Origin of the sequence: Yeosuana marina (assembly GCF_011762485.1) — a bacterium.
GTDB lineage: Bacteria > Bacteroidota > Bacteroidia > Flavobacteriales > Flavobacteriaceae > Yeosuana > Yeosuana marina.
In genome coordinates, this window is record NZ_JAAKGI010000025.1 from 144,077 (window position 1) to 162,851 (window position 18,775).

Consider the following 18,775-nt stretch of genomic DNA (forward strand, 5'->3'; position numbering starts at 1 on the left):
ATGAGAGATTAAAGTTTTAAAGTGTTTTCAAAAGGAATTCTATTCACGATGCTTCTTCCTAAGGTTATTTCGTCTGCATACTCTAGCTCATCACCCACTGAAATCCCTCTTGCTATTGTTGATGTTGTTACTTTATAATCTTGTATTTGCTTGAAAATATAAAAATTAGTAGTGTCGCCTTCCATAGTAGAGCTTAACGCAAAAATAAGCTCTTTAATATGTCCTTGCTTCACTTTATCGACTAGTGATTCTATGTTTAAATCATGAGGTCCAATACCATCCATGGGAGAAATTTTTCCTCCTAAAACATGATACAACCCTTTAAAAGAACTCGTGTTTTCGATAGCCATCACATCTCTAATATCTTCCACAACACAAATAATCTCTTCATTTCTATTAGGATTAGAACAAATTTCGCAAAGCTCCACATCACTAATATTATGGCAAGACTTACAAAACTTAATATCATTTCGCATAGTCTGCAAAGACTCAGATAATGAAACGATCCGTTCTTTAGGCTGCTTTAACATATGAAGAACCAACCGTAAAGCGGTCCGTTTTCCAATACCAGGAAGTTGAGACATCTCATTAACTGCACGTTCTAATAATTTTGAAGAAAATTCCATGAATGCGAAGGTACTTAATTTTAAAAAAACGAAATAGATTGAAGTAATTAAAAAAGTGTTTTTTGAAATTTATAATATAAAAGAATTAATTTCGAAAATATTTAAAGCGTACATGTCTTCAAAAACAATTTTATTTTTAATAGCTGCTTACTTTGGCTTGCTAATTTTAATATCCTATTTCACGGGAAAAAAATCTGATAATGACACTTTTTTTAATGCAAACAAACAAGCTCCTTGGTATATAGTTGCTTTTGGAATGATTGGCGCTTCACTATCTGGAGTTACTTTTATTTCCGTTCCTGGTTGGGTTGAAGCCTCTCAATTTAGTTATATGCAAGTGGTTTTGGGCTATATTGTTGGCTATATAGTTATTGGAACTGTTTTATTACCTCTTTATTACAAACTGAACCTAACATCCATTTACACCTATCTAGAGCAACGATTTGGGAAATATTCCTATAAAACTGGTGCGTCATTTTTCCTAATTTCCAGAATTGTAATCGCAAGTTTTAGATTATTTTTAGTTGCTAACGTATTGCAAACCATTCTATTTAATGATTTGGGAATTACCTTTTGGCAAACGGTTTGTATTACCGTACTGCTTATTTGGGTTTACACATTTAGATCGGGTATGAAAACAATTATCTGGACCGATACCTTACAAACATTGTTTATGCTTATAGCTATTGGCGTTACCATTTATTTTGTAAGTAGCGACCTTGGAATACAAAATGGAAATTTATTGAGTTATGTTTTAGATAACGATCTATCAAAAACATTCTTTTTTGATGACTATAAATCTGGTAATTACTTTTGGAAACAATTTATTTCTGGCGCTTTTATTGCCATTGTTATGACTGGTTTAGACCAAGACAATATGCAAAAAAACCTGAGTTGTAAATCTCTTAAAGAGGCGAAAAAAAACATGTTCTGGTTTACAATTGTTCTAACCATTGTTAATTTTTTAGTTTTAAGTTTAGGCTTGCTTTTAACAGTTTATGCGGAGCAACATGGCATCGATGCTCATAAAGATAATTTATTCCCGATTCTGGCAAAAAACCACTTAGGCTTTGGCATTCTTGCCTTTTTTATATTGGGTTTAATTGCTGCAGCTTATAGTAGTGCTGATAGTGCGTTAACATCGCTTACGACTTCTTTTAGTATTGACATTTTAGATATTGAAAAAAAATATAGCATTGACAAACAAGTTTCGACCAGAAAGAAAATTCATATCTTAATTTCAGTCATTTTAATTTTAACCATCATCACCTTTAAATATCTTATCAGAGACGAGAGCGTCATTGCTAAATTATTTGTTTTTGCAGGATACACCTATGGTCCATTACTCGGTTTATATGCTTTTGGGCTCTTTACCAAATTTCAGATTAAAGACAAATGGGTTCCAATAATAGCTATACTATCTCCCATTTCTTCCTATTTTATAAGTATGAATAGCTACAAATGGTTCGGATTTGAATTTGGGTTTTTCGTTTTAATTTTGAATGGTCTTTTAACCTATTTAGGGTTAATATTGATTCGTAGAAAGCAGCACTAAAGAACAAGCTACTTCATAAAAAATATCATTTTCTTCTAAAATTTTATAGAATTCAGGATTTTCTGTTCCGGGATTAAAGATGACGCGTTCAGGTTTTAACGATACAATATAATCATAATACATTTTTTGATTATCCACATTTACATACAAAGTCACCGTATGCACATTTTTATAAGGCAATAATTTTGTATCAATTTTCACGCCTTCAATTTTACCCGATTTCAACCCAAATGCAACTACTTCAAATTGATGATTAACAAGTCTTTGAACGGCTAAATGAGAGTATCTATGAGGCTTTAAGGAAGCGCCTATAACCAAAGTTTTTTTCTGTTTCATGTGTTCATATTTATTATTTTTCAGTGGTCATCTGTCATTCTCAAATAATCATTCCCTTGGGTGATTAATCCCTCTTTTATGCTCATTTTATAATGTTAAAAAACTGTTAAGACAATTATTAAAAGTAACATATTAAAAGATTAGTCGTCTATTCCACAAAACCTAATCTAATTAAATCAAATAATAATCAACCAACAAATAATCTATCAATCAAAAAATGAAAAAACTATTTTTATTATCTGTTCTTTCTATGTTTACTATTTTAAGAACACAAGCATCAACACTAACAAATGATAACGAAGCAACTGGTTCTATTACAGGTAAAGTAATAGATGAAAGTTCAAACACACCTCTACCTTACGTCAATGTAATAATTAAAAACAAAGCTGACAAAATTATAACTGGAGGTATTACCGACGAAGACGGAACCTTTAAAATTGGAAATATTCCTGACGGACAATATGTATTGAGCATCCAATATATTGGTTTTAAAACCATCACAAAAAACCTTAGCATAGATAAAGGTAATCGCAAATTAGATGTAGGCAATATATCTTTAGAAGAAGAAGCTGCTGGCCTTGATGAAGTTACCGTCGTAGCCGAAGTTTCAACCATTCAACAAAAAGTAGACAGAAAAGTAATTACCGTTGGTAAAGATTTAACAACTTCTGGTGCAACTGCTTCAGATATTATGAATAACATCCCATCCGTTAATGTCGATCAGCAAACAGGAAACATTAGTTTGCGTGGCAACGAAAATGTTCGTGTGATGGTTGATGGAAAACTTTCAAACGTACCAGTAGCACAATTGTTAAAACAGATTCCTTCAACATCTATTAAAAGTATTGAATTAATTACAAATCCTTCAGCAAAATATAACCCAGAAGGGATGAGTGGTATCATTAATATTATACTAAATAAAAATACAAATGTTGGATTTAATGGTAATCTTAATTTTGGTTTAACTAAAGAAATAAATGCACGTTTTAATAGCTCTGTAGACTTAAATTACAGAAATGGAAAATTTAATTTGTATGGAAATTATGGTAATAATATTGGTAATTCAGCTAATTATGGTCGTGTAGACCGTTTAGATGATAACTCAATACAATTATTTGATTTTGGTAATAATAATAAGTCATATTTATACAAAGCAGGCTTAGATTTTTATATGAATGATAACAACACTATTTCTTTCTTTACAAACCAAAATAAATACGACGGAAAAGGATTCGGTTCAACAGGTGTACAATATGTCAATCAACCTTTACAACTACAAACTCTTGATAATGTAAATGGTAACTTATCATCTCAATACAATGGTGTTTTCAATCATAAATTTGCTAAAGAAGGTGAGAAACTAGATATTGAGGTTGATTATAGTAAATTTAATGATGATGAAGTTGCTAATTTCAATTTCATTAATTTCACTTTCCCGCCAAATTACACTGATTTTGTTTACACAAAAAGAGAGCAAACAGTTGCAAATATCGATTACGTAAATCCATTATCTGAAAAGGCTAAATTAGAAATGGGACTGGAGGCTAGACTATTTGAAACAAATATTGATTATAGTTCTACAGGCTTATCGATTAACGAAAATCAAGATGATATTGCAAATAATGGTGATGAATATATACCAACCCCAAGTACAGATTTTACCTATAAAAGAGATATTTATTCAGCGTATGCAAACTATAGTAAATCTTTCGAAAAATGGACCGTACAACTTGGAGCGCGAGCAGAAACCGTTAAAGAAGATGCTAATGCTATTAAAACTTTAGAAAATTCGACTGAAGCCACACCGTTTAAAAATGACTATTTTCAAATATATCCATCAGCATTTTTCACCTTTTCTCCAAGTGAAAAAAATTCATACCAAGCTAGTTTTAGTAGACGGGTAGATAGACCTGGTTTACAACAAGTCAATCCTATTAGAGAGTGGAGTACACCATTAATATCATCTTATGGAAATACAGATTTACAACCGCAATTTACTAATTCATTTGAAATTAATTATACCAGAAATTTAGAGAAAGGAAGTATTACTAGTGGTATTTTTTACAGAATTGTTGAAGACGAAATTAACAGAGTTCTTTTTATTGATCGTTTAGATTTAAATAAAAGTATTTTAAGCTTTGATAATTTTGACAATACTACTGCTTTTGGACTAGAGTTAAGCTCTAATTACAGACCAACTACTTGGTGGAACTTTAATGCAAGTTTTGATTTATATTCCAGAAAACAAAAAGGAATCGCCGAAGTGCTTAATGCTCCAATAGAAACGGCTACTGCTAATGATATTTCAGTTTCAACGATTGAAGCAAACAATATAGTTTGGAATTTTAGAGTGTTTAATAATTTTAAAGCAACCAAAAAACTAAACCTATCCTTATTTGCAATGTATAGAGGGGAAGAAGAAGGATTACAATTTACAAGAAAACCAATGTTTATGGTTAATACTGGTTTAAGATATAGTTTCTTAGAAGACAATAGAGCAACCTTTAGTTTTAATTACAATGACATTTTTAACACAATGAAATTTGAGTTTGAAGGAGACAGACCATTTCCTTCTGCTGGACAATTTAATTGGGAAAGTAATACCTGGAATATTAGTATATCCTACAGATTTGGAGGAGGAAAATATAAAGCATTACAGAGAAAAAATAGAGATAATAATGAAAAATCTGGCGGTGGCGGATTTTTATAAAAATATTTAATAACCTTCATAAAATAGTTGATGGTTAGTGTAATGTTAGGTTATTAAATAGCAAACCCCAAAGTATTTTTTCTTTGGGGTTTAATCAAATTAAACCATAAATGTTTAAAAAAATGTTAAAATATTCATTCACAGACAATAATATACAGTAATAAACGTTGCTCTATGTAATACAATCTATTTTACAAACGTTGTTTTTAATTATATTTTGAATTAGTCAGCTTAAGATAATGTACGACCACATTGAAAAGATTTGTATTAGCTCCCAAAAAAAATAGCTTTAAAAAAAACTCGAAATACGGTATTTCGAGTTTTTTTCTAAGTATCTAAAAAAGAATAAATTATTAAAGTTAATAAGAGCCCCCATGCAAATAATTAATACTTTAATACATCTTAAATTTTAGTATTGAACTGATTATTAGCTAAAAAATCCGAAATCCAAAAGATTTCGGGTTTTTAAATTTTATGAATTACCACTTTATAATAACGCTTCCCCATGTAAAACCACTACCAAAAGCTGCTAAAACTACATGCTGACCACTTTTTATTTTACCTTCTTCCCAAGCCTCTGTTAAGGCAATAATTACTGAAGCCGCCGTTGTATTACCGTACTTCATGATATTATTAAAAATTTGATCATCTCGTAATTTAAATTTCTTTTGAATAAATTGAGCAATTCTCAAATTAGCTTGATGAGGAATCAACATATCAATATCTTCTTTAGTCAAATTATTTTTCATTAAACCTTCCATAATAACTTCACTAAACCTAACCACAGCATGTTTAAAAACAAACGTACCATCCATGTAGGGGTAATATGAAATATCCTCTTCGTTTGATTCAATAATTTCAGGAACCCAATGTTTAATACTAGGTGAAGCAACAATTAATTTATCGGCATATTTTCCTTCGCTATGCAAATGAGTCGACAAAATTCCTTTAGTTGTATCTTCTTCTCTAGAGAGTACACAGGCTCCTGCTCCATCACCAAAAATAACCGTAACACCGCGTCCTCTAGTGGTTTTATCCAGTCCGTTGCTATGGTATTCCGCTCCAATTACAAGCACATTTTTATACATGCCTGTTTTAATAAATTGATCAGCCACAGATATAGCATATATAAAACCCGAACATTGGTTTCTTACATCCAAAGCTCCTACATTTTGTAAACCCAATAAATCTTGAATTTGGACGCCACAACCAGGGAAATAATAATCTGGACTTAACGTAGCAAAGACAATAAAATCAATATCATCCTTCGTTAATCCAGAACGCTCAATGGCTATTTTAGCTGCTTTTGCACCCATAACGGCAGATGTATCATTACTGTCTTCAGGAATCCATCTCCGTTCTTTAATACCTGTTCGTTCCTGTATCCATTCATCATTGGTATCCATCATTTTGGATAAATCGTCATTCGTAACGACATTTTCTGGAAGATACTTGCCTAAACCTATAATTTTTGAATTGTACATAACCCGTTTAATTTGTTTAAGCAAAATACAACAACTGTTTTTAAATTCCTATTTAAAAAACTCAAATTCCCATAACCAAATGCAAGAAACACGTTTAAAGATTTATGACTTTCGAATATAGATATTGTGTCAGTTTGTCATCTTTTTATACTTGGTACTTTTTTTGACTACTAAAGTGTCATAGTAATAAACAATATAAAAACACATATAACATGACAAAAGGAAATATTAATGTATCGGTTGAAAACATTTTTCCACTTATCAAAAAATTCCTGTATAGTGATCACGAAATTTTCTTACGTGAACTTATAAGTAATGCTACAGATGCTACTTTAAAACTAAAACATCTTTCAACTTTAGGAGATGCCAAAGTAGAATATGGTAATCCGCAAATTGAAGTTAAAGTAGATAAGAAAGGAAAAAAATTACATATTATTGACCAAGGTTTAGGTATGACAGCTGAAGAAGTTGAAAAATACATTAACCAAATAGCCTTTTCTGGTGCTGAAGAATTTTTAGATAAATATAAAGATTCAGCGAAAGACTCAGGTATTATTGGTCATTTTGGTCTTGGTTTTTATTCGGCTTTTATGGTCGCTAAAAAAGTAGAGATTATCACAAAGTCTTATACAGATGCTCCTGCTGCGCATTGGACTTGTGATGGAAGTCCGGAATTTAGCTTAACAGAAGCCAAAAAGAAAGACAGAGGTACAGAAATTATTCTTCACATAGCCGATGATTCTGAAGAGTTTTTAGAAGAATCAAAAATTCGTGGGCTTCTTACAAAATATAATAAGTTTATGCCTATTCCAATTAAATTTGGCACTAAGGAAATAAACGATCCAGACTTTACTCCTAAAACTACAAAAGATAAAGACGGTAAAGAAACCACTGAACCTCATAAAAAAATTACGGTTGACAATATTATTAACAACCCAAATCCTGCTTGGACAAAACAACCAACAGATTTAAAAGATGAAGATTATAATAGCTTTTACAGAGAATTGTATCCGATGCAATTCGAAGAGCCGTTATTCCACATACATTTAAATGTAGATTATCCTTTTAATTTAACTGGTATTTTATACTTCCCAAAAATGTCTAACGACATGCAAATTCAGAAGGACAAAATACAATTGTATCAAAATCAGGTATTTGTTACTGATAATGTTGAAGGTATTGTTCCTGAATTTTTAACCATGCTTCGTGGAGTTATTGACTCTCCAGACATTCCATTAAACGTATCGCGTTCGTATTTACAAGCTGATGGCGCTGTTAAAAAAATATCGTCTTACATTACCAGAAAAGTAGCAGACAAATTGAAATCGTTATTCAATAATAACAGAGAAGATTTTGAAGCGAAATGGAATGACATTAAAATCGTGATTGAATACGGTATGCTTTCCGAAGAAAAATTCTTTGAAAAATCAGATGCGTTTGCTTTATATCCAACAGTTGATGGTGCATATTACACTTATGAAGAATTATTTAATAAAATTAAAGCAAATCAAACGGATAAAGATGATAAGCTAGTTATTTTATACGCTTCAGATAAAGAAGCGCAACACAGTTATATTGAAGCTGCAAAAGCTAAAAATTACGAAGTGTTGTTATTAGATTCTCCAATTGTATCTCACTTAATTCAGAAATTAGAAAGCACGAAAGAAAACATCTCTTTTGCTCGTGTTGATGGTGATCATATTGATAACTTAATTAAGAAAGACGAAACAACCATTTCTAAATTAGATGAAGACCAAAAGAAATCTTTAGAAGATTTACTAAAAGAAGTGATTCCTTCAGAAAAATTTATGGTTCAATTAGAAGCTATGGACAGTAATGCATCGCCTTTTATTATTACACAACCAGAATTTATGCGTCGTATGAAAGAAATGCAAGCAACTGGCGGTGGCGGTATGTTTGGTATGGGTAACATGCCAGAAATGTATAACTTAGTGGTGAATACAAACTCTGATTTGGTTGGAGAAATTTTAAACACTAAAACCAAAAAGAAACAAGAACGCTTAATAACACAAAGTTTAGATTTAGCGCGTTTATCGCAAGGATTGTTAAAAGGTGAAGAATTAACAAACTTTATTAAACGTAGCTACGAGATGATAAAATAATTGTTATTAAAAAATAGCATCTTGTTTGAATCGATAAAATTCAATTTAAAACCACTTTTTGCTAAATTCATATTAGTCTTAAAGTGGTTTTTGCTTTTTTAATTTATGAATGAACAAAAACAAATTCAAGTTTCAAATAATCAGGCATTAGTATCAATAATAATTTGTACATACAATAGAGCCAGTTATTTAAACACATGCATATCAAGTATCATAGACCAAACCAATCAACAATGGGAATTAATAATTGTTGATGATGGCAGTGATGATAATACGTATAACATTGTAAATCCTTATCTTCAAAAATATTCAAATATAAGATATGTAAAACATAAAAATATAAAACTCGCTTTATCTAGAAACGTCGGTCTCCTTTTAGCCACTGGAACCTACATAACCTTTTTAGACAGTGATGATACTTTTAAAGAAAACCACATCCAAAGTCGTTTAGATTTCATGGTAGAAAATGATCAAGTTGATTTAATTTATGGAGGAGTTGATTTACATGAAGATATTTTTGTGCCCGATTTTTATAAACCCAATTTTTTAATTAACGTAAAAGAATGTGTATTAGGGTCTACATTCTTCGGAAAAAGAAGTGTTTTTTTTGAACTTGGTGGTTTTGACAACCTAAACTATGGTGAGGACACCGAGTTTTTAGAAAGAGCTTCAAAATTATTTACAACCCAAGAAATAACCCACCCAGAAACCTATGTTTATACACGAGCCATTGATAGTATTACTTTAAAAAAAGAGTTTGAAAATAACAATTAAACTTATCAATTAAGCGACAATGTAATAAAATAAGTTGACGCATTAATGTTTTAAACAATCTATAAAAATCAAAAACCACTTTGTGTAAACAGAGTGGTTTTTTTAATTAAAACTTATTTCTAAAGAATAAAAACATAATTTTTTATAAAAAATCTATCAAAAAAATTGCACTAATAAATAGTTGTAATTAAAACTTTTTAGAATCAAAAAATATCTCTCAAAAAAAAATTAACGAAACAAATTATAGCGTACATTCGCAAAAAAAATCCTATGTCTGTTGAGGCTAAAGTGCGGTTGGTTGAGGGGTTATTTGAACAGCTTGATTCAGAGATTTCAGAGTTTCAAAATAAAACTCAAATACATTGTTTAGCTGGTTGCGGAAAGTGCTGTACTAACCCTACCATTGAAGCGTCTCCCATAGAATTTTTACCTTGGGCTTTTCATTTATTTTTAAATGGAAAAGCAGAAGACACTCTTAAAATACTAAACACTAAAGAGCATCAAGATCTTTGTCATATTTATAATCCTCTTAACCTTGTTGACAGTACTCTAGGGAATTGCAGTAATTACAAATATCGAGGACTCATCTGCCGCCTTTTTGGTTATGCTACCTCTAGAGACAAGTATGGACAACAACGATTGGTAACCTGTAAAATTATCAAAGAAAACCAGCAAAACTTGTATCAAGATACCATTGAAGCTATTAGTAAAGGTTTATATGTACCTATCTTTACAGACTATTATATGCAACTTTCTCAAATAGATTTTCATATGGGCAATATCATTGTTCCTATAAATAAAGCTTTAAAACTTGCCATTGAAGAAGTACTACAATACTATGCTTACAGACCTTTCCCTGGAGGTTTAGATAAGATTGCTTAATTATACGCTTCGCTTTTATCTCTAAAAGGTTTAAATTTATCTAAAAAATTAACGGACTTCGTTTAACATCGAACCAGATAGATTCTTTAAAAATCTAATCTGTATTAACGTGGCAATTATCTAAAAGTAAACATGCAATTAAAAATTAAGGCTAATGAGATGCAAGACGTGCTTTTTAAGCTGTTCCTAAAATATGGTTTTACAGTAGAAAAAGCTAAATCTCTAGCCAATACACATACAGAAAACACATTGAATGGTGTCAATTCACATGGAATCAATCGCGTACCACTATTCATTGAGTATATCAAAAAAGGGATTATTAAAGTGGATTCAGAAGCTCAAAAAATAGCAGCTTTTGGAAGTATAGAACGATGGGACGGAAACTTAGGCTCAGGAGTTCTTAATGCCATTACATGTACAGATCGCGCTATTTATTTAGCGAAAAAACATGGAATAGGGTTAGTAGCACTTCGAAATACTAATCATTGGATGCGAGGGGGAGCTTATGGATGGCAGGCGGCTAATGCTGGGTGTATATCAATATTATTTACCAATACCAAACCAAATATGCCAGCATGGGGAGGACAAGATAGTCGCATAGGAAATAATCCTTTAGTTATTTCTATACCCCGAAAAGAAGGACACGTGGTTTTAGATATGTCGCTTTCACAATTTTCATTTGGCAAAATTAATGAGTATCAATTAAAAGGCGAAAAACTACCTCATCCGGGTGGTTGGGATGCTGATAACGAACTATCCAATGATCCTGACAAAATCTTATCAAATGGAGAGCGCGGTCTTCCAATTGGATACTGGAAAGGATCATCCTTATCCATGGTTTTAGATATGCTAGCTACTTTGCTATCAGCTGGAAACTCTACATATAATATTGGTTTAAGCGAATATGAAACCGCTATTTCACAGATATATCTGTGTATTTACCCAGATTTGTTTCACGACAAAAATATTCAACAAAAACTTCTCAATGAAATCATTGATTACACTCATGATGTAACACCCATGAAAGAAGGACACAAAACATACTATCCTGGAGAACAGGCACTACAAAATAAAACTAAAAACTTAAAATCTGGAATGCAGGTAAACCATGATGTATGGCAAAAGGTTTTAAATTTATTAGATTAAAAATAAGCAATCTTGAAAATTACATCTACTAACACAGCAAAGCCAACTACCATTATTTGGAATGGAAAGGAAGTCACAACTGGCATTTATAAAACACCAACAAACCAACCAATATTTCTTGGAAAAGAAGACGTTAAAGGAGATGAAGTATCCGATAGAAATGTTCATGGTGGTGAGTTTAAAGCCTGTTATTTATTTTCGGAAGACTATTATCCCTATTGGAAAAACCTATATCCTCATTTAGATTGGAATTACGGTATGTTCGGAGAAAACCTAACAGTATCAGGTTTAGATGAAATGACACTAACCATTGGTAGTATTTACAAAGTGGGAAACGCTTTAGTTCAAATTACCCAACCACGAGAACCTTGTTTTAAATTTGCTTATAAATTTGGCAGTCAAGAGGTGCTTAAACAGTTTATAGATCATGGACGCCCGGGTACTTATGTGCGTGTTTTAAGAGAAGGAGTTGTGAAAACTGGTGACACGTTTGAATTAGTTGAACAAGCCCCAAAGAGTGTTACCATTTATGAATTTTTCAAGTTGTTATTTGCAAAAGAAAAGGACAAAAAACTTATAGAACGTGTCTTACAAAATGAAGCATTACCTCTAAAAAAGAGGCTCAAACTACAAGCCTATCTTGACTAATATGGCTGTCTAAACAAACGTCATTCAAACGTAGTGAAGTAACCTCTTAATAGATTTATACTTAGCTCCTCCCAATGACGTAAAATATACTTTTAAACAACCTTTGTTTTTAGAATCTTAACGCATTATCTTTTAAGTTATATTTGTTACTCGTTATAACGCTTTATTTTGAAAGACCTTCTACTCATAACACCACCCTTTACGCAATTAAACACCCCCTATCCTGCTACAACCTATTTAAAAGGATTTTTAAACACTAAAAATATTAGTTCATTTCAAATGGATTTGGGTATTGAAGTGATTTTAGAATTATTTTCAAAAGAAACTTTTCAAGACCTTTTTGAAATAGCCTTTAATACAAACCAAATTCATTCTGAAAATTGTCAACGTATCTATGCGTTAAAAGATGCTTATCTGCAACCTTTAGATGATGTTATTGCCTTTTTACAAGGCAAAAAACCAACATTTTCCAGACAGATTTGTACAGATAATTTTTTACCCCAAGCCTCACGTTTTGAGCAACTGGATGATTTGGATTGGGCGTTTGGCTCTATGGGAATTCAAGACAAAGCTAAACATTTAGCAACCCTATACCTAGAGGATTTATCGGACTTTATTGTTGAATGTATCGACGACAACTTTGGCTTTAGTCGTTATGCAGAACGTTTGGGGCAAAGCGCTAACAGTTTTGATGAATTGTATGCGCATTTAAAAGAAGAACCTACTTATATTGATAGGATAACTTTAAGTGTTCTTGAAGAAAAACTTAAAACCATTCAACCTAAATTAGTTTGTTTTTCGGTACCATTTCCTGGTAATTTATATAGTGCGTTTCGTTGTGCTCAATTTATAAAAACAAACTACCCAACGATTAAAATAGCCATGGGAGGCGGGTTTCCAAATACCGAATTACGCTCGGTTTCAGATGTTCGGGTTTTTGAATTTTTCGATTTTATTACTTTAGATGACGGCGAATTACCGATTGAATTATTATATAATGCTGTCACATCAAGCTCAGTCGAAATGTCTTTTAAAAGAACCTTTCTACTAGAAAACGGCAACGTAGTTTATAAAAATAACGCTACGCAATCAGACTATAAACAAGTAGATCTTGGAACACCCGATTATTCTGATTTGCATTTAGATAGCTATATTTCGGTTATTGAAATCGCAAACCCCATGCATAGTCTTTGGAGTGACGGGCGTTGGAACAAACTCACTATGGCACACGGTTGCTATTGGGGCAAATGCACATTTTGTGATATTTCATTAGATTATATAAAAATATACGAACCCATTGCTGCAACTATTTTAGTAGACAGAATGGAACAACTTGTCACTCAGACCAATGAAACAGGTTTTCATTTTGTAGATGAAGCAGCACCACCATCCTTAATGAAAGCGTTGGCTCTTGAAATTTTAAAACGAAAGCTTACTGTTACTTGGTGGGCGAACATACGGTTTGAAAAAAACTTCGCCAAAGACCTCTGTCTGTTATTAAAAGCATCTGGATGTATTGCCGTTTCTGGCGGATTGGAAGTCGCTTCCGATAGATTATTAGCTTTAATAGATAAAGGGGTTACGGTAGAACAAGTGGCGCAAGTAACCAGAAATTTTACCGAAGCCAACATCATGGTGCACGCCTATTTAATGTATGGCTACCCAACACAAACTGTACAGGAAACTATTGATAGTTTAGAAATGGTACGTCAGCTTTTTGAAGTCGGTGTATTACAATCAGGGTTTTGGCATCAGTTTGCATTAACAGCGCATAGTCCAATTGGATTAAACCCTTCTGATTTTGGAGTTATGCCACACACCAAAGATATTTCATTCGCCAATAATGATATTGATTTTACAGACCAAACTGGTATTGACCATACGCAGTTCAGTTTTGGTTTAAAAAAATCACTTTTTAATTTTATGCACGGTATCGGGTTTGAATTGCCACTACAAGAATGGTTCGATTTTAAAATTCCAAAAACTCAAATTAAACCCGACTTTATTTACAATTGCTTGGAAACAGCGGTTGATTTTAACATCAAACCTAATGCTAAAATAGTTTGGTTAGGCACCACCCCAATGGTAACAGAACAAACCAAGTCAAAACGAGGTCAAACTTTAGAATTACTGACTATGACCTTTCATGATAAGACTGACATATTTAAAATATCTTTAGAAAAAGAGCAAGGCTTATGGCTTTTAAACACCTTAAAAACCATTAATCCAAACCATAACAAACAACGTACGTATGACGATTTAAAATCTGATTTCGAAACTCTATTTGAAAATTTTGAATTGTTTTGGTTTTCAAAATCAATTCTAAAACTAAGAGAAGTAGGGCTTTTGGTTTTATAAAAAACACTCTTAATATTGTAAGAATTTTTACTAAATTCGTTGGGCTTTTGATATAAAACATTAAAACGATTTCATACCATATTTGTTAGCTGTTATTAAAAAATGGGCACAGAATTCAATTTTTACACAAATTTCAAAGAAGAGACATTTGATGACAATAGTTGTTTCTTGTGCGGGAAAGAATGTGAGACCAAAACAGCAGAACATATTTTTCCAAAATGGTTGCAACATAAATATGATTTGTGGAATAAAAAACTAACTGTTACGAATGATACTTCAATTCCTTATAAAAATTTAACAGTCCCTTGCTGTGAAAAATGCAATAATGAAGACCTCTCTCGAATGGAAGCTAAATTCCAAGAACTTTTGGAATGCTCTTTCGAAAGTTTAACTATTGAAGACGAACAAGTTATTTTTCAATGGACAGCAAAAATTCTTTATGCAACAAGATACAAGGAATTATCATTATTAATAGATAGGAAAAACCCTGAATTGGGTAAAATCCTTAATCCTTATGAATTAGAAGGGTATTCTGCACTTCACCTATTTTTGCAGTCAATTAGATTTAAAACAACATTTAATTCACCCAAGCCTTGGAGCTTATTTGTTTTCAAGTGTACAGATGAAGAATTTTTCTATCATAATAACATTGAAGGCCTTTTTTTATCAATGAAGTTTGGTAAGATTGCTATCACTATCGTTTTTGAAGACAATAATATAATTGAGAGCTTTATGGATGGCTTTAAAAAACTTAAGGATTACCCAATTAATTTCCCTCAATATCTGGAAGTAAACTGCAACCTGTTTTATAGTGCAATAATTAAAGAAAATGTTCCTAAATATATTACATCATACAATGATTTGACAAAGGAAATTAATGTAAATACTATGGGAACTTTAAGATCTAGGAAATGGGATAATCAAGAATATGCTCTTTTCTTAGATTATCTTTTGAAAAGTTGTGGGATAGATATTGGCCATAGTACTTTGCTACCTGACGGTTCAATCACATCATTTTTAGTAGATGAAAATGGGGAACATTTAACAAGAAAACTATTTGAATAAAAAACATCCGACAACGAGTATAATTAATTCCTTGGTCACTTCCAACTTACGAATATGCCTATGGAATATTCTATCCGTGATTTATTGAATCAATTAGTTGCTTAATCACAAAACTAATCTTACACCGAACCACTATAAGTCTAACTCCTAAAATTTCAGATTTTTTAATAAAAAATAAACCCAAAACATTTTAGGTTATCTTTGTGGCAAACTATTTTACATGTCCTTTAAAGACTTACAACTTAACAGACCTATTTTAAGAGCTGTTGCCGAAGCAGGTTACGATAACCCAACCTTAGTGCAAGAAAAAACAATACCATTCGTCTTAGACAAAAAAGATGTGATTGTGTCTGCACAAACCGGTACCGGTAAAACGGCAGCTTTTGCCTTACCTATTTTACAGCAATTATTTGACAAACAAGATGCCTCAAAGCGTGGTAAAAAAATACGTGCTTTAGTAGTAAGCCCAACACGTGAATTGGCAGTACAAATAGAAACAAATTTTAAAACTTATAGCACGTATACCAATTTAAGAACGACCGTTGTTTTTGGTGGTGCAGCCATAGAACCTCAAATTGATATCTTAAAAAAAGGCGTTGATATTTTAATAGCGACTCCAGGGCGTTTACTCGATTTACACAAACAAGACATTATCAATTTAGATTATATTGAAACACTCGTATTGGATGAAGCCGATTTAATGTTGGACATGGGTTTTATTGATGACGTTAAAAAAATTGAACGACTTTGTACGCATGAAAAACAAATCTTACTGTTTTCGGCAACCATTCCTTTTAAGGTGGAGCAATTAGCCAATAGTATTTTAAAAGATCCTGAACGTATTGAAGTTTCACAAAATTCATCTACATCAAAAAATGTTAATCAAGTCTTGTATTATGTGCCTAAACGTAATAAAATAGAATTGTGTTTGCATTTGCTAAGAAATACCATAAAGGGAAGTATCCTTATTTTTAGACGTACCAAATTTGGCGTAGAAAAACTAGAACAGACACTTTTAAATAATGGTTATAAAGTAACGAGTTTACATGGTGATAAAAACCAAAACGACAGACAAGCAGCCTTAAACCAATTTAAAAATAACGAAGTTAGCATTTTAATAGCAACAGACGTAGCGGCAAGAGGTATTGATATTAATAGTTTAGATGCTGTTATTAACTTTGATTTGCCCAACGTACCTGAAACTTATGTGCATAGAATTGGAAGAACGGCTCGTGCAGGAAACACAGGAACGTCGTATTCGTTCTGTTCTGCTGACGAAAAAACGTATGTTGCAAGCATTCAACAACTTATTCAATTACAACTTGATGTGATTGAAGATCATCCTTATCCGTTAGACCCAAAAGCTAAAAAAGAAATTCATAAAACGCCTGGAAAAAGCAAATACAAAAAAGGCCGAAAAAGCGAAGCTTCAAAAAAGAAAAAGAAACGCTGGTATTAACTTTAAATTAAATAGAGGCTTAGGCTTCAAAACGTTTGTTTATATAATGTTTTAAAACAGGAATTTGAATAAAAATCATAACACTTAACATAATTAACGCATAAAAAGTCGTTTTTGGAAGTTTAAATGTTGGAATCGCATTAAAAAGTTTATGTATAGAATTGGTATTAAAACCTAACGTATCAAACCAACCTTTACTTTCTGGTAGCGTTCCGAAAATTGAAAATAGAACTAACGCTATAAAACCTACAGAAACCAAAACCCAAATTTTCTTTGAAATTAATGGTTTATAAACCAAACTTTTTGATTTTGAAAGAGCTTCAACTTGAGACATAACACTATTTGTAAAATCAAACGAAGGTTGTTCTATAGTTGATTCCTTCATCATTTTATCTACCAATGTTTCTATTTGCTTATCTGTATTATGATCCATAATGTTGAATTATTTCTGGTTCTAATCGTTCTTTTAAAATAGTTGTCAATTTCTTCCGACTTCTAAACAATTTTACTTTTACATTATTCGTCGTTAAATTTACAACGTTTGCTATTTCTTCTAAAGATTGTTCTTCAAAATAAAATAAAGTTAGCAAAAAAGCATCATCGCTTGGCAACAGTTCAATACAATCTTGAATAGCTTGTATGCGCTCTTTGTCTTGCATAGCATCAAGTGCATTATCCAAACTTTTTATTTGATTAGTATTAAATTCATCTATTGGAACGACGTGTTGTTCTCGTTTATGTTTCTTTAATCTATCCAAACAGGTGTTATATGTTACTTTATAAATCCATGTTGAAAATTTTGAATCGCCTTTAAATTGACTCAACGATTTATATACTTTTATAAACGTATCCTGCGCAACTTCTTCCGCCTCCTCCCTATTTTTAACCAGCTTTAACGCTAAAGAAAATACCAAGTCCTTATAACGGTCAACCAAAACACTAAATGCATTTGAGTTGCCTTCAATAATTAAATTGATATAATATATGTCGTTGTTGGTGGTCATTTAATAGTAAGACGACTATAATTAGTTTTAGGTTACAACACATTAAAAAAATATTTTTCAAAAAAAGTGTAACCTAAATAATAAAGGTATCGTCATAAGCTATGAACACATTAAATATAATCAATTAAAAACAAGTAATTATGGGATCAGAAATAGTTATAGTACCTATTATGTTTGGAGTTCTATTTGGTATATTCTATTTATACCTATCAACTCGCAACAAAGAACGTTTAGCTCTAATTGAAAAAGGAGCAGACGCAAGTATTTTCATGAAAGGAAAAGGTCATACCTCACCAATCTGGAAAGTATTAATCTTAAATCTTGCCTTATTATTAATGGGTATTGGTTTAGGTGTATTTATTGCATCTCTTTTAGCTAACTATACAACGCTAGACGAAGATGCTGTATATCCAGCAGTTATTTTCTTTATGGCTGGTATTGGGTTATTTATAGGATTTAATATGACCAAAAATTTAGATAAAGAATAGGCATATCATCAATCAAAAAACAAAAAGAGGGTGTCTTAAAAGTGGACAAAATCGTCATTACGAACGTAGTGAAGTAATCTGTTGATTTAATACTAATAACTTATGGATTACTTCGTT

General features: G+C 31.7%; 16 protein-coding genes. 11 read left to right on the plus strand and 5 right to left on the minus strand.

Annotated elements, in window-relative coordinates:
* Window positions 1-8: 8 nt before the first annotated feature.
* Window positions 9-626 (minus strand): recombination mediator RecR, encoded by a 618-nt coding sequence (gene recR / locus G5V56_RS12965; protein WP_166965678.1) that lies wholly within the window; start codon window positions 624-626, stop codon window positions 9-11.
* 112 nt (window positions 627-738) lie between these two features.
* On the opposite strand from recR, the gene G5V56_RS12970 reads away from it, so the two are divergent.
* Window positions 739-2,181 (plus strand): sodium:solute symporter, encoded by a 1,443-nt coding sequence (locus G5V56_RS12970; protein ID WP_166965679.1) that lies wholly within the window; start codon window positions 739-741, stop codon window positions 2,179-2,181.
* On the opposite strand, the gene G5V56_RS12975 is transcribed toward G5V56_RS12970, so the two are convergent.
* On the minus strand, window positions 2,152-2,517 hold the full coding sequence (locus G5V56_RS12975; RefSeq protein ID WP_166965681.1) for a CoA-binding protein: 366 nt from the start codon (window positions 2,515-2,517) through the stop codon (window positions 2,152-2,154). The two genes, G5V56_RS12970 and G5V56_RS12975, sit on opposite strands and share 30 nt — an antisense overlap.
* Before the next feature lie 217 nt (window positions 2,518-2,734).
* Between G5V56_RS12975 and G5V56_RS12980 the strand changes: the two genes are divergently transcribed.
* A complete protein-coding gene (locus G5V56_RS12980) occupies window positions 2,735-5,227 on the plus strand; it encodes an outer membrane beta-barrel family protein (RefSeq protein WP_166965682.1) in 2,493 nt (830 codons plus the stop codon).
* Window positions 5,228-5,706: 479 nt separating this feature from the next.
* Here the strand turns inward: G5V56_RS12980 and G5V56_RS12985 are convergent, their stop codons facing one another.
* Complete coding sequence (locus G5V56_RS12985) at window positions 5,707-6,711, minus strand: 3-oxoacyl-ACP synthase III family protein (protein ID WP_166965684.1); 1,005 nt, start codon at window positions 6,709-6,711, stop codon at window positions 5,707-5,709.
* Window positions 6,712-6,923: 212 nt separating this feature from the next.
* On the opposite strand from G5V56_RS12985, the gene htpG reads away from it, so the two are divergent.
* The 8 genes from htpG (at window position 6,924) to G5V56_RS13025 (ending at window position 17,166) form a co-directional block, all read left to right on the plus strand.
* Entirely contained in the window at window positions 6,924-8,834 is a 1,911-nt protein-coding gene (gene htpG / locus G5V56_RS12990; RefSeq protein WP_166965686.1) for a molecular chaperone HtpG, read from the plus strand.
* Window positions 8,835-8,939: 105 nt separating this feature from the next.
* The gene (locus tag G5V56_RS12995; protein ID WP_166965688.1) at window positions 8,940-9,608 is read left to right on the plus strand and encodes a glycosyltransferase family 2 protein; all 669 of its coding nucleotides are present in this window, start codon (window positions 8,940-8,942) and stop codon (window positions 9,606-9,608) included.
* Between the two features lie 270 nt (window positions 9,609-9,878).
* Window positions 9,879-10,490, plus strand: a complete 612-nt coding sequence (locus G5V56_RS13000; RefSeq protein WP_166965690.1) for a YkgJ family cysteine cluster protein — start codon at window positions 9,879-9,881, stop codon at window positions 10,488-10,490.
* Between the two features lie 132 nt (window positions 10,491-10,622).
* Window positions 10,623-11,636, plus strand: coding sequence for a 3-dehydro-L-gulonate 2-dehydrogenase (yiaK, locus tag G5V56_RS13005; protein WP_166965692.1), 1,014 nt, complete (start codon window positions 10,623-10,625; stop codon window positions 11,634-11,636).
* A gap of 12 nt (window positions 11,637-11,648) precedes the next feature.
* The gene (locus G5V56_RS13010; protein ID WP_166965694.1) at window positions 11,649-12,284 is read left to right on the plus strand and encodes an MOSC domain-containing protein; all 636 of its coding nucleotides are present in this window, start codon (window positions 11,649-11,651) and stop codon (window positions 12,282-12,284) included.
* A gap of 168 nt (window positions 12,285-12,452) precedes the next feature.
* The gene (locus G5V56_RS13015) at window positions 12,453-14,642 is read left to right on the plus strand and encodes a B12-binding domain-containing radical SAM protein (protein ID WP_166965696.1); all 2,190 of its coding nucleotides are present in this window, start codon (window positions 12,453-12,455) and stop codon (window positions 14,640-14,642) included.
* Window positions 14,643-14,744: 102 nt separating this feature from the next.
* A complete protein-coding gene (locus tag G5V56_RS13020) occupies window positions 14,745-15,707 on the plus strand; it encodes a hypothetical protein (RefSeq protein ID WP_166965698.1) in 963 nt (320 codons plus the stop codon).
* A 220-nt stretch (window positions 15,708-15,927) separates the two neighbouring features.
* Entirely contained in the window at window positions 15,928-17,166 is a 1,239-nt protein-coding gene (locus tag G5V56_RS13025; protein WP_166965700.1) for a DEAD/DEAH box helicase, read from the plus strand.
* Between the two features lie 19 nt (window positions 17,167-17,185).
* Here G5V56_RS13025 and G5V56_RS13030 read toward each other — a convergent pair whose 3' ends face one another.
* The gene (locus G5V56_RS13030; protein WP_166965702.1) at window positions 17,186-17,599 is read right to left on the minus strand and encodes a hypothetical protein; all 414 of its coding nucleotides are present in this window, start codon (window positions 17,597-17,599) and stop codon (window positions 17,186-17,188) included.
* The gene (locus G5V56_RS13035; protein ID WP_166965704.1) at window positions 17,589-18,170 is read right to left on the minus strand and encodes an RNA polymerase sigma factor; all 582 of its coding nucleotides are present in this window, start codon (window positions 18,168-18,170) and stop codon (window positions 17,589-17,591) included. Before G5V56_RS13035 ends, G5V56_RS13030 begins: the two co-directional genes overlap by 11 nt.
* Before the next feature lie 140 nt (window positions 18,171-18,310).
* Between G5V56_RS13035 and G5V56_RS13040 the strand changes: the two genes are divergently transcribed.
* The gene (locus G5V56_RS13040) at window positions 18,311-18,658 is read left to right on the plus strand and encodes a DUF6249 domain-containing protein (RefSeq protein ID WP_166965706.1); all 348 of its coding nucleotides are present in this window, start codon (window positions 18,311-18,313) and stop codon (window positions 18,656-18,658) included.
* The last annotated feature ends 117 nt before the right edge of the window (window positions 18,659-18,775 follow it).